The 14582-nt window shown below is 72.1% G+C and carries 11 protein-coding genes; 7 read left to right on the top strand and 4 right to left on the bottom strand.

Annotated elements, in window-relative coordinates:
- Window positions 1-108: 108 nt before the first annotated feature.
- Window positions 109-1272, bottom strand: a complete 1164-nt coding sequence (locus LZ495_RS41915; protein WP_235058510.1) for a DUF2330 domain-containing protein — start codon at window positions 1270-1272, stop codon at window positions 109-111.
- Window positions 1273-1375: 103 nt separating this feature from the next.
- Between LZ495_RS41915 and LZ495_RS41910 the strand changes: the two genes are divergently transcribed.
- From LZ495_RS41910 to LZ495_RS41895, 4 genes are all read left to right on the top strand, one after another.
- Entirely contained in the window at window positions 1376-2215 is an 840-nt protein-coding gene (locus LZ495_RS41910) for a metallophosphoesterase family protein (RefSeq protein ID WP_235058509.1), read from the top strand.
- 148 nt (window positions 2216-2363) lie between these two features.
- A complete protein-coding gene (locus tag LZ495_RS41905; protein WP_235058508.1) occupies window positions 2364-4241 on the top strand; it encodes a peptidase MA family metallohydrolase in 1878 nt (625 codons plus the stop codon).
- Window positions 4220-5734 (top strand): hypothetical protein, encoded by a 1515-nt coding sequence (locus LZ495_RS41900; protein WP_235058507.1) that lies wholly within the window; start codon window positions 4220-4222, stop codon window positions 5732-5734. Before LZ495_RS41905 ends, LZ495_RS41900 begins: the two co-directional genes overlap by 22 nt.
- 141 nt (window positions 5735-5875) lie before the next feature.
- A complete protein-coding gene (locus tag LZ495_RS41895) occupies window positions 5876-7696 on the top strand; it encodes a hypothetical protein (RefSeq protein ID WP_235058506.1) in 1821 nt (606 codons plus the stop codon).
- 43 nt (window positions 7697-7739) lie between these two features.
- On the opposite strand, the gene LZ495_RS41890 is transcribed toward LZ495_RS41895, so the two are convergent.
- Together LZ495_RS41890 and LZ495_RS41885 are read right to left on the bottom strand one after the other, a co-directional pair.
- Window positions 7740-8243, bottom strand: coding sequence for an HNH endonuclease (locus tag LZ495_RS41890; protein ID WP_235058505.1), 504 nt, complete (start codon window positions 8241-8243; stop codon window positions 7740-7742).
- Window positions 8244-8551: 308 nt separating this feature from the next.
- Window positions 8552-9094, bottom strand: coding sequence for a YbhB/YbcL family Raf kinase inhibitor-like protein (locus LZ495_RS41885; protein ID WP_235058504.1), 543 nt, complete (start codon window positions 9092-9094; stop codon window positions 8552-8554).
- Window positions 9095-9331: 237 nt separating this feature from the next.
- On the opposite strand from LZ495_RS41885, the gene LZ495_RS41880 reads away from it, so the two are divergent.
- Window positions 9332-10822, top strand: a complete 1491-nt coding sequence (locus tag LZ495_RS41880) for a hypothetical protein (protein ID WP_235058503.1) — start codon at window positions 9332-9334, stop codon at window positions 10820-10822.
- A gap of 121 nt (window positions 10823-10943) precedes the next feature.
- Here LZ495_RS41880 and LZ495_RS41875 read toward each other — a convergent pair whose 3' ends face one another.
- Complete coding sequence (locus tag LZ495_RS41875) at window positions 10944-11726, bottom strand: sporulation protein (protein ID WP_235058502.1); 783 nt, start codon at window positions 11724-11726, stop codon at window positions 10944-10946.
- A 49-nt stretch (window positions 11727-11775) separates the two neighbouring features.
- Here LZ495_RS41875 and LZ495_RS41870 point away from each other — a divergent pair, with 49 nt between their 5' ends.
- Together LZ495_RS41870 and tyrS are read left to right on the top strand one after the other, a co-directional pair.
- Window positions 11776-12444: a DNA-3-methyladenine glycosylase gene (locus LZ495_RS41870; RefSeq protein WP_235058501.1), complete on the top strand. Its 669-nt coding sequence runs from the start codon at window positions 11776-11778 to the stop codon at window positions 12442-12444.
- Between the two features lie 157 nt (window positions 12445-12601).
- Entirely contained in the window at window positions 12602-13876 is a 1275-nt protein-coding gene (tyrS, locus tag LZ495_RS41865; protein ID WP_235058500.1) for a tyrosine--tRNA ligase, read from the top strand.
- Window positions 13877-14582: the final 706 nt, after the last annotated feature.

Raw genomic sequence — 14582 nt, 5'->3', positions numbered from 1 at the left:
CCGGGCCCCCCCGCGGGTGGGGGGGGCGGGCGGCGCGCGGGGGGCGGCCGCCCCCCCCCCCCCCCCCCCGCCCCCCCCGGCCGCGGCAACAGCTCGCTGCTGCAGCGGCTACAGCGGCCGCAGCGGCGGACCCGGCGGAAAAGCCCGGATCCGGCGCACGTGCCGCCGCCGCGCCGCCGCCACGAGCAGCGCACCGGCCGCGGCCACCGGCCCGAGCACCACCAGCAGCCACACCGGGACGCCGCCCACGGTCAGCAGTTCGTCGGTGTAGTCCACGCGCTGGAACTCCTTGTCGCTCGCCGCCGCCCGGAACTCGAAGTCGCCGGTGATGGTCGCGGGCGCGGGCAGCCGCCGCGTCATCGCGGTCAGGTACGAGGCCGCGGCATTGCCGCCCGGCCAGTCCACCCGCTCCGGCTCCGGCGTCCCGGCGTACAGCAGCTCGGTCGCCCCGCCGCCCCCGATGTCGGCCGCCGCCTCGACCCGGTGCGGCGCGAAGACGTACAGGTTCAGCAGCTGCGGAGTCGCCGCGCGCTGCGACAGCCGCATCGGGTACACCAGCCGATCCGATGCGAACGTCAAGTGCAGCGGCTGGAGTTCACCGCCCAGCGTGGCCGTCTTGCCGGCCCCCGCACCCGCCGGGGCCGCGGCCGGCGCCAAGCGCACCGCGACGTACTCCCACTTCTGCGCGACGTACGGCTGCAGCGACCCGGCCAGCCCCGGCGGCATCGCGAAACCGTTCGTGCGCAGCCACGTCTCCAGCGCCGCCGCATCGGTGGCGGCCAGCTGCGCGTACTCGAACGGGCCGAGCGTGCCGGTGGCGATGACGTCGACCGGCGCCGGCGCGCCGGACCCCGGAGCCCCGCCGGACCGCGAACCGTCCCCGTCGGACCCGCCCGTGAACGGCCAGTCGCCCTCGCGCGGCCAGAAGTACGTACGGGTCTTCTCGACCGGCGCGACGACCTCCTCAAGCCGGTCGAACAACTTCTCGTCGCCGAGCGCGAGCTTCGCCCGGCTCGGCACCGGCATGATCCACGCGGCCGCCGTGGCATCGCCGGACACCGCGAGGCGCATGATGATCTGCTCCTCGGTGCCGTTCCACAGGACCGCGGAAGTCTCCGACCGGACCTGCACCGACTGATTGCTGCCCGGCACCATGGCCCCGCACCCGCAGGCATACGCCGGGCGGACCAGCCACCCCAATTGCACCAGCAGCACGAGCAGGGCGACCCCCAGCGCCCGCCGTCCCGTCCTGCCGCGGTCGCGCACGATCATCGACGAACCCCCCAAACCTGGACTTCCCCCGGTACTGATCGGCGGTTCGACGCACCACGCCGAGATACGGTTCCGGGAGGGCACATCCACGGGGAGCACGGACATGCGCATACTTCTGGCCGGCGACACCCACGGCAACATCGGGCACGTGCGCCGCGTGCTCGACGCGGCCGCCGGGGAGGGCATCGAACGGGTCTTCCAGCTGGGCGACTTCGGCTACTGGGAGCATGAACCGAACGGCGTGCGCTTCCTCGACGAGGCGCATCGCTCCGCGCGGGCCCGCGGCGTCACGCTGTACTTCCTGGACGGCAACCACGACAAGTCCGGGCTGATCCACGAGCGTTACGGCGACCGCCCGGACGAAGAGGGCTTCCTCAGCGTGCGCGGCCGCATCCGGTACGCGCCGCGCGGCCACACCTGGGAATGGGACGGCGTCCGCTTCCTCGCCTTCGGCGGCGCCCGGTCGGTCGACAAGGACTGGCGCCTGCAAGAGGAGGCCCGCCGCCACCAGAAGGCCGCCCGCAAGGAGAACTACCGGCTCGCCGCCGGCCGCCCCGCGGAACACGTCGCCGACCACGCCGGAACCCTGTGGTTCCCCGAGGAGGAGGCCACCGACGAGGACGCCGAGCGCGTCATCGCGGCGGCCGGCCGCGTCGACATCCTGCTCACCCACGACAAACCGCGCGCCACCAGCCCCGGCACGGACCGCAAGGACCTGGACATCTGCCACCCCAACCAGGACCGCGTGCAGCGCATCGTCGACGCGCTCGGCCCCGAACTGGCGGCGCACGGACACCTGCACCACCGCTATACCGAACTCCTGTCCGGACCCAACGGCGACACCGTCGTGGAAGGCCTCGCAGCCGACCCGTCGGTGTCCTGGGACGTGCCCGGATACCGTGTCGCGGATTCGTGGCTGGGCCTCGGCATCGGCGACGATTGACAACAGGCCCCGGGCGACCGGAACCCGCTTGACGATCCGTCACCGAGGCCCGGTAATCTCCGCGGACGCGGTCTCGCGGATGATCACGCAACACGCCCCGGCAGGTACCGCTCGGACCGGCTGCCGCGGGCCCGGGGGAGGGCACTAAATGGGCGGACGGCCGGACGGCGAAGCAACACCGGACGACACAAAAACCGGCGCCGGGGAAAGCACGGCGCCGCAGCCTGCGCCCGAGACCGAAGAACTCCCCGAGCCTGCCGGAGAACCCGCCGAGCCGACCGCCGCCCCCGAGGCCCAGATACCCGACGCCGACCTGGTTCCGGAACTGCCGGACGCGGACGAGGCGTCCGCCCCGGAGGGTACCGAGGACACTGGAGCCCCCGAGGACGAGACCGCAGTCGTGGCCGTCGTCGACGCGAAACCGCCCGCCACGGAGACTGCGGCGTCCACCGGCCCGGAAGCCGATGCCTCGGCAACCGACACCGCGGAAACCCCTTCGCCTGCGGATGCCGCAGCTGCCGAAGCCGCAACCGACGCCGCCCAAGCCGAAGCCACGACAGGCGGCGACGCCTCCGAAGGCGACGCGGCCGTCCCCGATTCCGCAGCCGCTCCGGCGGCCCTCGCGGTCGTTCCCGGTGCCTTCCGGTTCGGGCCCGCCGGCGGTGCCGCCCCTCGGCGCTCGCCGCATCCCGCGCTGATCCCGCTGATGGTGCTCGGCACCGCGTTCGCCGTCCTTCTTGCCTTCTTCGGCACCCTCGGTACTCCGGGCGTGCGCGACATCCTCGACCACGCCGCGGCCACCTCCTCGGCGCCCCCGGCGCCGTCCGGGACGAGCCCCGCCGCGACGCCCACGCCGACGGCGACCCCGCAGACCGAGATCAAGAGCAGCGAGCTGAAGGCGATCGCCGAGGCGCAGACCGCCGCGCTGCAGAGCGGCGACCTCGCCGCGTTCCTCGCGCCCTACGAACCGACGGCGACCGAGCTGGTCGCCGAGCGCACCCGCCTGTTCGCGAACCTGCGGCTCATCACCTTCGAGCAGGCGCAGTTCCGGTGGGAGCGCGTGGTCACCGGCTCGCTCGTCGGCAGCAGCACCGGGCCGGTCACCGTCGAGGTGACGGTCGACTTCGTGCACCAGATAGCCGGCGTCGACGTCGCGCCGACCCGTTCGACCTACCGCATGACCGTCCTCCGCGCCGGCATCGGCGCACCGCTGCGCATCACCCACGTCCGCAACTCCGACCCGCTCGCGTGGGACCTGGCCGACCTCGTCAAGGTCGAGCGCCCGCACGTCATCCTGCTCGCCGACAAGGTCGACAAGGCCAAGGCCGGCACGTGGGCGGACCGCGCCGAGGCGGCCGCCAAGCGCGACCTGGAGCTGTGGAAGGGCCCGGCCGAAATACCCTCGCGGTTCATCGTGTTCGCCAGCCCGGACGCCGCCACCTTCGGCAAGGCGTACGGCGGCGACGCCCCCAAGGGCACCGTCGCGTTCTGCTCGCCGATGATGCCCGCGGAGTACGCGTCCGGCGGCACCCGCCGCGTGGTCGGCAGCCGCATCACCTGGGACACCGACGCCAAGGGCATGAGCAACTACGACGCCCAGACCGGCGTCATGCGCCACGAGATGGGCCACGCGCTCATGGCGGGCTTCACCAACACCAAGAGCTCGCGCACCCCGCTGTGGGTGGTCGAGGGCTTCGCCGAGTACCTCGAATGGGCGGACCTGTTCGGCGAGTACTACGCCCCCGACGCGCGGAACTTCGTGCGCAGCGGCAAGTTCAGCGGCAAACTGCCCGCGGACGACGACATCTACGGCGAAGACCCCGAGGCCAACGGCATCAACTACCACCTGAGCATGACGGCGATCCGCTACATGGTGGACAAGCACGGTGCCGCCAAGACGTTCGCCTTCGTTGTCTCGGTGTACCAGGAACCGACGGCGGTGGACGAGGCGTTGAAGGCGGCGACCGGCCTGGACCGGGCGGCGTTCGAGGCGAAGTGGGCGCAGTGGCTGAAGAGCCACATCTGACCGGGACGGCCGGCGGCGGGGCGACCGCAGCGGACGGGAGCGGGGGCACAGTGATCGGCGACGGCCGCGCGGCGACGGGTCCGCGCGTCCCCAGGGCCCTGCTCGCCCTGGTGGCGGGCGTGCTGGCATGCGCATTGGCGATGGCCGTGCTGCTCGGCGCGGTCCTCGACGGCGGCCGCGGCACGGCCGGGGCGGTCGTCGACGCGGTCGGCAGGACCGGTGCGGCCGCCGACACCGGCACGGACCGCAAACCGGAGCCGGCCCCGTCGTCGACCCGGCTGCCCGACCTCGCCCGCGACGAGATCGCCAAGCTGGCGGCCGCCCAGACCGACGCCCTGGCCCGCAAGGACCTCGCCGCGTTCCTCGCCCCCTACGCGGCCGACCGGCCCGAACTGATCGCCGAGCGCACCCGGTTGTTCGGCAACCTGCTGAAGATCCCGTTCACCGTCGCGGAGTACCGCCTGCAGAGCGCGACGCCGGACGCTGCGCAGTCCGCCGGGAACCGCCGCACCAGCTCGGTCACCGTCGTCTTCAGCCACCAGGTCACCGGGGTCGACACCGCGCCGATCGGCGAGACGTACCACTGGACGGTCACCCGCGCCGAGCCCGGTGCGCCGCTGCAGATCACCAAGGCGGACGGCGGCAGCGACACGGGCCGGGGCAACTCCACGTACCCGGCGCCCTGGGACTCCGACGAACTGGTCGTGGTCCAGAAGCCGCACGTGCTGCTGCTCGCCGCGCGCCGGCACCAGGCCAAGGCCGCGACGTGGGCGGCCCGCGCCGAGACCGCGGCGACCCGCAACCTGGCCGCCTGGAAGAGCCCGGAGAAGACGCCGCAGCGTTTTCTGGTCTACCTGACCCCGGACCGCGCCTCGTTCGAGAAGGTGCGCGGCGGCGACAGCGTGACCACCAACGCCATCGGCGTATGCCTGTCGCTGCCCGCCGACCCGAGCGTGCGCACCGCCGACACCCCGGACTTCGCGGGCAGCCGCATCTACGTCGACTCCACGTCCGACGACATCACCGACGGGGCCGCCGACGACGCCGTGGCGATCTTCCGGCACGAGATGGGCCACGCGATGGTCGCGCCCTTCCAGCGCCGCTCGTCGGCCGCGGGGGCCGCGCCGCCGCTATGGGTGGCCGAAGGGTTCGCGGGCTACCTGGAGTGGAGCGACCGGTCGCTGGACCGCTGGTACGTGCCGCCGGCGCGCGAGCTGGTCCGGTCCGGCAAGTTCGACGGGAAGCTGCCGACCGACGCCCAGATCTACGCCGCGGACGCCAAGACCAGCGCCTCGGGCTACTACTTCGCCATGCTGGCAATTCGTTACATCGCGGACAAGTACGGCGCGGCCAAGGCCTACGAGTTCGTCCTGGCCGTCTACCGCGCCCCGCAGCCGGAGGCAGTCGACGCGGCCCTCAAGGCCGTCACCGGCCTCGACCGCACCGCGTTCGAAAGCAAGTGGGCGCAGTACGTCAAAAGCAAGGCCGGTTGAGGCACCGGAACCCCCGTGCCTGCTGGCGCAGCGCCCGTGAACAGGCCCTCTTCGCCAGGCACCCCCGGCGCCGGGGCCGCCCGGGATATCCTCACGCTGCACCCGCAGGGGTGACAGAGACCGCGGAGCACAAGGATGACCATGGACGACAGCGCGCCTCGGCCCATGGTCGAGGAGCCTGCGGGCGGGGGACCGGACCATCCGGCGGACCTGCGCGGCGCCCTGATACCGGGTCAGATACGCGGCGCGGACCACGACGCGTCCGCCACCCCCTTCGGCCCGCCCGCGGCTTTCCCCGGGACCCCCGTCGTCGGCACCCCCGTCCCCGGGACCCCCGTCCCCGGCGCGTTCGGCTGGGAGCGGTACCGCGTCCCCGGCCCGCGCACCGGCGCGCACCACGGCGGCTACCCGGGGCAGTTCCCCTACCGCGACCCGGGCGACCCGTTCGGAATCTGGCCGCGCAGCATCGCCGACCCGTACCGCGACCGGCACACCGCGGTCATCGCCGTCCTCTCGCTGCTCGCCGCCTTCGTCACCTTCGTGGCCGGCGCCACGCTGCTGCCCGACCGGTACGGCGGCGCACAGGCCGCCGCGGACTCCGGCGCCGCCGCGACCGCCGCCCCGGACCCCGGCCTCCCCGGCGGCGGCCCGGACCCCCGGGACGACGCCGACGCCACCACCCCGGCCCCCGGCGGCACCGCCAAGCCCCCCGCGACCACCGCGCCGACGAAGGACCCCGCACTCAAGGGCCCGGCCGCCTCCGCGGCCGCCCGCACCTCCGTGCTCGGCCGCGTCCAGACCCTCGCCAAGGCCAGGACCGCCGCACTGCACGGCAACGACGCCGCCGCATTCGTCGGCCCCGTCGACAAGAACAACAAGGCGCTCCTCGCCAACGAGACCCGGCTGTTCGGCAACCTGCGCAAGGTGCCCTTCGACCAGAGCGACTGGACGGCCGGCGCGGTGACCGACGCCCGCACCGACCCGTCCGCCTCGGGCGGCTGGCCGGTCACCGCCACCGTCGACGTCGCCTTCACCCACAAGATCGCCAACGCCGACGTGCGCGCCGTCGCCGAACGCTACGTCTGGACCGTCAACTGCCCCGCCGCCACCGGCTCCTGCACCCTCACCAACGTCTCCGGCGGCCGCGACAACACCTCACTGGGCGCCTCCGGCTACCCGGCCCCCTGGGACGTCTGGGACCTCGCCGTCGAGACCCGCCCGCACGTCCTCGTCCTCGGCCCCGCCGAACTCGCCGCCGACCTGCGCACCCGCGCCGACGAAGCGGAGAACGCGGCGGTCTACGACGTGGCCATGTGGACCGGCCCGGCCGGCGTCTCGCCCGGCTTCGTGGTCGCCCTCACCCGCGAACGCACCGTTTTCGAGAAGCTCTACAGCCGAGAGTCGCCCGGCGACTGGGCGGCCGGATTCGCCCTGCCGCTCACCGCGGCCGCCGACCGCGACCAGGTCGGCGGCAGCCGCGTCGTCATCGACCTCGACGAGATGGACCACGACGCGGCCTTCGCCAAGGTGATCCTGCGCCACGAACTCGTGCACGCCCTGCTCGACCCCATCACACGTGTCGACTACGACCGCATCCCCCTGTGGGCCGCCGAAGGCTTCGCCGACTGGGTCGCGCAGTCCGACCGCACGATCCGCGGCACCTACGAGGCCCGCGGCGTCGCCAAGCAGATCCAGAGCGGCAAGTTCACCGGCAAGCTGCCGGACGACAAGGACTTCGACAGCGACGACGAAGACGTCATCGACGACGCGTACAACCAGTCGCACCTGGCCCTGCGCTACCTCGCCGACACCTACGGCGCCGCCGCGGCCTGCGCCTTCATCGCCGACGTCTACCTCGGCACCTCGAAGACCACCGACGGCGCGATGCGGGCCGCCACCGGCAAGAGCCTCGCCGAGTTCGAAAAGGGCTGGGCCGAGTGGACGCGCACCAACTTCGGCTGACCCGCAAGGGCCCGCCGAGGCACGCATCCACCCGGCCGCCGGGTCAGGCCGTGACGGCCTCGCCCAGCCACGCCTGCTGCTCCGCGGTCACGCCGAACGCCAGCACCAGCGCCCGCGTCCCGGAAGGCTCGTACGGCTCGAAGAGCAGCCGCATCCCGGCCTCCTCGGGCGTCCGGTCCGCCTTGCGCTGATTGTCCGCGGCACACGCCGCCACCGTGTTCAGCCACGAGTCCGCCCCGCCGCGCGACTTCGGCCGCACGTGGTCCACGGTCGAGGCCCGCCCGCCGCAGTAGGCGCACTTCCGCCCGTCGCGCTGCAGGACCCCCCGCTTCGACCACGCGACGCGTTGTCGGAAAGGCACACGGACGTAGCGGAGCAACCTGATCACCCGCGGCACCGGCAGTTCGAGCGCCGCCGCCCGCACCACGCGGCCCGGATCGACGTCCTCGACCACGGCCTTCTCCTGCAGCACCAAGACCAGCGCGCGACGGAACGAGATCGTCGCCAGCGGTTGGTAGGTGGCATTGAGCACCAACGTCTCCCGCATGCGTCCGCCCTCCCTTCAGGGTGGGGACCGCCGGGACACGGGACGTGCCGGGACCGGCCGGGCGCACGCCCGCCGGCAACGGCCGGCACCCCGCGACGGGGGCCGGAACGTCCTCAGCAGAGCGGTGGTGCCGCGGTGGTCATGCGCGCCTTTCGGGTCTCGACGGTCCGTCGGTTCGATTGCCCGACGTCCGTACGGTCGTACGGAAGCCAAATATCCACGGCCCGCCACCGCGCGGCAGCGGGCCGTGTCTACTGTGCCTCCGGCGCGATCACCCCGACAACGCAATTACCGGACGATACGAACCGTCAGCGCTGGTACACCGGGGTCACGATCGCCCGGGCAAGCGTGTGGAAGTACAGGTAGAAGCCGACCACCGCAGGCGCCGCATCCCCGTCCACACCCAGCTTCTCCACCCCGACCGCGTGCACCACGAACGCGTAGCGGTGCGGGTAGTGCCCCTCCGGCGGCGCGGCGCCGACATAACCCGGGTAGCCCGCGTCGTTGCGCACATGGAACGCGCCCTCCGGCAGGCCCTTGCCATCGCGCGACCCCGCGCCGGTCGCCAGCGACGTCACCGACACCGGGATGTCCACCGCCGACCAGTGCCAGAAACCGCTGCCGGTCGGCGCGTCCGGGTCCAGGCACGTCACCACGAAACTCTTCGTCTCCGCCGGGAACCCCGCCCACGACAGATGCGGCGACACATCCTCGCCACCTGCCCCGAGCACCCCGCTCACGTGCGCATCGGGCATCGTGACGCCGTCCGAGACATCCGTGCTCTCGACCGTGAACCACGGCTTCTCGGGCAGGAATTCGTACGGCATCGGGGGAATCTTCGGATCCGACAAGACGGGCTCCTCAGCTCGGGCCGACCCGGCCGGCCGCCGCTATTCCGGGCGGCATCCGGACGGCACGCGGTACGTATGCGCCGACCCTACGCCGTTCCGCGCACCGCACCCGCGACCTCGAACCGATCTTCTCTCCGACCCGCCGCCGCGCGCGGGTATCCTCCCGCCACCGGGCGGAAGTTGCCAGGTGAACGCGGACGACCACCAGGCGACGGCCAGACGAGGGGAGCGGCGCACGTGGCGCAGGCGCGACCGACCACCCGGCAAGCCGCCGCCTCCGCCGGCCGCCCCGGCCGAGCAGGCCGACCCGGCAGCACCCGCGCCACCCGGCTCACCATCACCCTTGCCGTCCTGCTGATCGTGCTCGCGTCGGTCATCGCCTATGGCGCGTCCCTGGGCCGCCCCGCCCCCGCACACACCCCCGGGGCCGCACCCGGCAGTTCACCCGCCCCCGCGACCGCCCCCGTCAGCCCCACCGTCGCCGGCCTCACCTCAGCCGACCTCGACAGCCTCGCCGCGGCCCGCAGCCGCGCCCTCCAGAACCGCGACGAAGACGCCTTCGTGGCCGCCCTCGACCCGGAGACCCCCGGACTCGTCGAAGAACAGCGCCGCCTCTTCCGCAACCTGCGCCCGATCCCGTTCCGCGAAGCCTCCTACCGCGTCGAAGCGGTCCACCCGGCACCCGGCAACGGCCCCCCGGACGCGCTCTACGTCGACGTCTCCTTTCTGCACCGCATCGACAACGCCGACACGGCCACCGTCACCGAGGGCTACCGCTGGACCGTCACCCGCCCCCGCCCCGGCGCAGCCCCCCGCATCACCGGCATCACCGGAACCCCGTACGAAGGCGTCGGCTACCGCTACGCCCGCGACTACCCGGCCCCCTGGGACCGCTCCGAACTCACCGTCGTCATCCGCCCGCACGTCGTCCTGCTCGCCGAGCAGCAACTCGCCGCCCGGGCCGACACGCTCGCCGACGCAGCCGAACAAGCCGCCCTCGCCGACCTCCGCGAATACACCGGGGCCCGCGGCACCGCCCCCGGCTTCGTCGTCGTCCCCGTCGCCGACCGCGGGGCCTTCTACGACCTGTACGGCGGCCGCGCCGACCAGCACGGCGACGAATCCGGCCTGACGTACGCGCTGCGCACCGCCACCGAACCCGCGCCCGCCGGCAGCCCGACCCCCAAGGGCAACGCCCGCGGACCGCAGTTCGGCGGCGCGCGCATCGTCGTCGACGTCAACTCCGGCTACTTCACCTCGAGCGACCCCGACCGCGCCGGCGCCCTGCTGCGCCACGAGATGGCCCACGCGCTCATCACCCCGCTGCGCACCGAACTCGCCGGGCAGAACCAACCCGTGTGGATCGTCGAAGGGTTCGCCGACTGGCTCGCACTGCGCAGCCACCGCGGCCACCAGGCCGCCGACCTCACCGAAGCCCGCGCCTACGTGCGCAGCGGACGCTTCAGCGGCACCCTGCCCACCGACGCCGACCTGTACCAGGCCGACCCCGTCGGCAACGCCGCCTCGTACGAACTCGCGCACCTGGCCCTGCTCCGCATCGAGCAGACCCGCGGTGCCGCGGCCGTCTACCGCCTCGTCGCCGACGTCTACGCCGACCCGTCACCGGTCGCGGTCGACGCGGCCATCAAGCAGGCCACCGGCATGGAGCGCACCGAGTTCGAAGCGGACTGGGCCCAATATGTCCGCGCCCTCTTCGGCTGGACCTGAGAGCGGATCCGACCCGAACCCGCCCGGACCGAACCGGACCGAATCAGACCGGACCGGACCGCGGATCCGAAAACGGCTCGGGGCCGACCCGAAACGGGCCGGCCCCGGACACAACAGACGACTACAGCCAGCCGCGGCGCTGCCCGACCTCGGCCAGCCACCCGTGCAGGTACGCCGCCCAGTCGGTGTCGCCGACCGCAGCGTGGTCGATCGTGAAGTGGCGGTACGCGTCGCTGCCCTCGGTCAGCAGGCCGCCCTTCTTGTCGACCTCCAGGATCACCTCGGTCGCGTGCTCGTCCGAGATGAAGGTCAGTTCCACCTCGTTGATGCGCGCGTACTGCCCCGACGGCGTGAACTCGATCTCCTGGTAGAACGGCAGCCGCTGCCGCGTATTGCGGATGTGGCCCTTCTCCAGGTCGGCGCCCTTGAAGTGGAAGCCCAGGTTGCCGAACGCGTCGAGGATGGCCGACTGCGCCGGGATCGGGTGCACGTTGACCGGGTCCAGGTCGCCCTTGTCGACCGCCCGGTCGATCTCCAGTTCGGTCCGCACCCCGATGCTCGTGCCGCGCAGCTGCACGCCGCGGAACACCGTCACCGGCGTCTCCCACGGGATCGGCAGCTGGAACTGCACGTCGTGCACCGCGCCCTCGCGCAGCTGGAACCCGCCGCCGACCTGAAGCCGCGCGAAGTCCTGGTTGACCTTGTACTCGCCGTCCTCGGTCTCCACCTCGACCACCGCGCGCAGCTCGACGTACAAGCCCTCGATGGTCTGGTCGACCTTCCCGCCCTGGATCCGGATGACGCCTTCGGCCACCCCGCCCGGCGTGACGTCCGGCCGGTAGAGCTCGGTCTCCACCGACGCCCCGCCGGCCCCCATGCTCGCCATGAACTTCTTGAACACCATGGATGCTCCCTGGCCTCCGACAACTCCCCGTCGCCGTAGAGTCTGGCCCATGCCAGCCGCCCCCCGCCGAGCACTGCCGAGATCCTTCTTCGCCCGGCCGGTGCTCGACGTCGCCCCCGACCTCCTGGGACGCCTGCTGGTACGCGGCTCCGACGACGGCCGCATCGTGCTGCGCATCACCGAGGTCGAGGCCTACGACGGCGCCGACGACCCCGGATCCCACGCCTACCGGGGGCGGACACCGCGCAACAGCACCATGTTCGGCCCCCCAGGACATGTCTACGTCTATTTCACGTACGGCATGCACTACTGCGCCAACATCGTCTGCGGCCCCGCCGACCGCGCCTCCGCAGTCCTCCTCCGCGCCGGCGAAATCGTCGAAGGCACCGCCTTGGCCCGAACCCGCCGCCCCACCGCGCGCCGCACCACCGAACTCGCCCAGGGCCCGGCCCGCCTCACCACCGCCCTGGGCATCGCCCGCGCCGACGACGGCACCGACGCCTGTACCCCGGGCACCGGCCTCCGCCTCCTGTACGGGACCCCGGTCCCGGCCGCGGACATCCGCACCGGCCCCCGCACCGGAGTCTCCGGGCCGGGCGGCGACGCCGACGCCTTCCCCTGGCGCTATTACGCGGCCGCCGACCCGACCGTCAGCCCGTACCGCCCGCACACCCCCAAGACCCGCCGCACCCTCTCCGCGGCCGCGGACCCGGCCTAGCCGAATCCGGTTCGCGCGGGGGAGGGCCGGTCGGGCAGGCTGTACGGGTTACCGTTCACGTGCGTGTACGCACGAGCACCTGCGTGCGCTCCTGTGCACCCCGGTATTCGCCGCGCCGACATACGCACCGTCGAGGAACAGAGGGAGACGAACCACCGTGACCGACATCGTCGAGGACCTGAAGTGGCGCGGGCTTGTCGCCCAGTCCACTGACGAGGACGCATTGCGCAAGGCGTTCGCGGACGGTCCCGTCACGGTCTATGCGGGCTTCGACCCCACCGCGGCCAGCCTGCACGTCGGACACCTCACCATCGTCCTGACGCTGCGCCGCCTGCAGCAGGCGGGCCACCGGCCGATCGCGCTGGTCGGCGGGGCGACCGGCCTGATCGGCGACCCGAAGCCGTCCGCCGAGCGCCAGCTGAACGAGGCGTCCACCGTCCTCGACTGGACCGGCCGGATCCGTACGCAGCTGTCCGCCTTCCTCGACTTCGACGGCGACGGCCCGACCACCGCGGTCATGGCCAACAACTACGACTGGACTCAGGGCCTCGACGCCATCTCGCTGCTCCGCGACCTCGGCAAGCACTTCAGCATCAACCAGATGCTGGCCCGCGACACCGTGAAGTCCCGCCTCGGCGGCGAAGGCATGTCGTACACCGAGTTCAGCTACGTGATCCTCCAGTCGAACGACTACCTGGAGCTCTACCGCCGGCACGGCTGCACGCTGCAGATCGGCGGCAGCGACCAGTGGGGCAACATCACCGCCGGCCTCGACCTGATCCGCCGCGTCACCGGCAACCAGCCGCACGGCCAGGCCCACGGCCTGACCACCAACCTGCTGGTGAAGTCCGACGGCACCAAGTTCGGCAAGACCGAGGGCGGCGCCGTCTGGCTCGACCCCGAGCTGACCACGCCGTACGCCTTCTACCAGTTCTGGCTGAACTCGGACGACCGGGACGTGTCGCGCTACCTGCGCATCTTCAGCTTCCGGTCGCACGAGGAGATCGAGGAGCTCGAACGCGAGTCCGCCGAGCGCCCGGCCGGCCGCGCCGCACAGCGCGCGCTCGCCGAGGAGCTCACCACGCTCGTGCACGGCGCCGACCAGTGCGCCGCCGCGGTCGAGGCCAGCCGGGCCCTGTTCGGCCAGGGCGACCTGGCCGCACTGGATGCCCCGACGGTCGCCTCGGCCGTGGCCGAGCTGCCGTCCGCCAAGGTGGACGCCCTGCCCACGGTGGTCGACGCCCTGGTCGCCACCGAACTGGTGGCCAGCAAGTCCGCCGCCCGCCGCGCCATCAAGGAGGGCGGGGCCTACGTGAACAACACCAAGGTCACCGACGAGGACGCCGTCCTCACCGACGCCGACCTGCTGCACGGCCGCTGGGTGCTCCTGCGCCGCGGCAAGCGCAACCTCGGAGCCCTCGAACTGGGCTGACCCGCAGGTCAGTTCATGATCAGCACAGGCCCGGAGCAAGCCGGGCCGGCCGACTTCACAAGAAGTCCGCCGGCCCGGCTTGACTCGTCTCCGGGCTTCGTCTAATGTCGTCCGAGTCGCAAGTTCGGGAGATCCGGACAGGTGCGCCCTCCATGAACCCCCTTCCAGAGCAGCGTGATTCGTCGCGCGCCGGAAGCAGGTCCATGTCTGTGGAGCGATGGCCGGTCTCGAAGCGATCATCACAACGAAGCTCAACGAACGAAATCGTTCGCGATTTCGCGCGGGCTTATTTGTGTTGTCCGAAATTGCTTTCGACGGCCTCGGCCGAATAAGTCGAAGTGGTTCGGAGCCCCGCGGAGACCTGCTAAGGTCGATGCATCGAGAACGGCGGATGCGCGGCTCGTCTCCACAGTTCCTGCGAAAGCGGGACGGGGCGGGAAAACGGATCTGCTAAGCTCGAAGAGCCGAAAGAGAAAAGCCCAAGGGCCGGCCTCGGAAGGCGAAAGCAGAAAGCGAAACAGACCGGAAACGGTGTGCTAAGCTGGAAGCGCGGAAAGAAAAGAAACAAAAACAGTAACACCGAAGAGCGCAACGCCCGGAGAGACCGGTGAAAGGGTCTCGAAGGAAGCGTCCGTTCCTTGAGAACTCAACAGCGTGCCAAAAGTCAACGCCAAATAATACCCCGGCGTTCACGAAGCCCTTCGGG

Origin of the sequence: Yinghuangia soli (genome assembly GCF_021502675.1) — a bacterium.
Taxonomy (GTDB): Bacteria; Actinomycetota; Actinomycetes; order Streptomycetales; family Streptomycetaceae; genus Yinghuangia; species Yinghuangia soli.
The sequence above is the reverse complement of the archived record's forward strand: the minus strand, read 5'-3'. Positions and strand labels throughout refer to the sequence as shown.

Bases quoted from the DNA above. Each gene is read 5' to 3' on its own strand.
- LZ495_RS41910 (WP_235058509.1), top strand. From the start codon at position 1,376: ATGCGCATACTTCTGGCCGGCGACACCCACGGCAACATCGGGCACGTG.
- LZ495_RS41890 (WP_235058505.1), bottom strand. From the start codon at position 8,243: ATGCGGGAGACGTTGGTGCTCAATGCCACCTACCAACCGCTGGCGACG.
- LZ495_RS41870 (WP_235058501.1), top strand. From the start codon at position 11,776: ATGCCAGCCGCCCCCCGCCGAGCACTGCCGAGATCCTTCTTCGCCCGG.
- LZ495_RS41915 (WP_235058510.1), bottom strand. From the start codon at position 1,272: ATGATCGTGCGCGACCGCGGCAGGACGGGACGGCGGGCGCTGGGGGTC.
- LZ495_RS41875 (WP_235058502.1), bottom strand. From the start codon at position 11,726: ATGGTGTTCAAGAAGTTCATGGCGAGCATGGGGGCCGGCGGGGCGTCG.
- LZ495_RS41895 (WP_235058506.1), top strand. From the start codon at position 5,876: ATGGACGACAGCGCGCCTCGGCCCATGGTCGAGGAGCCTGCGGGCGGG.
- LZ495_RS41905 (WP_235058508.1), top strand. From the start codon at position 2,364: ATGGGCGGACGGCCGGACGGCGAAGCAACACCGGACGACACAAAAACC.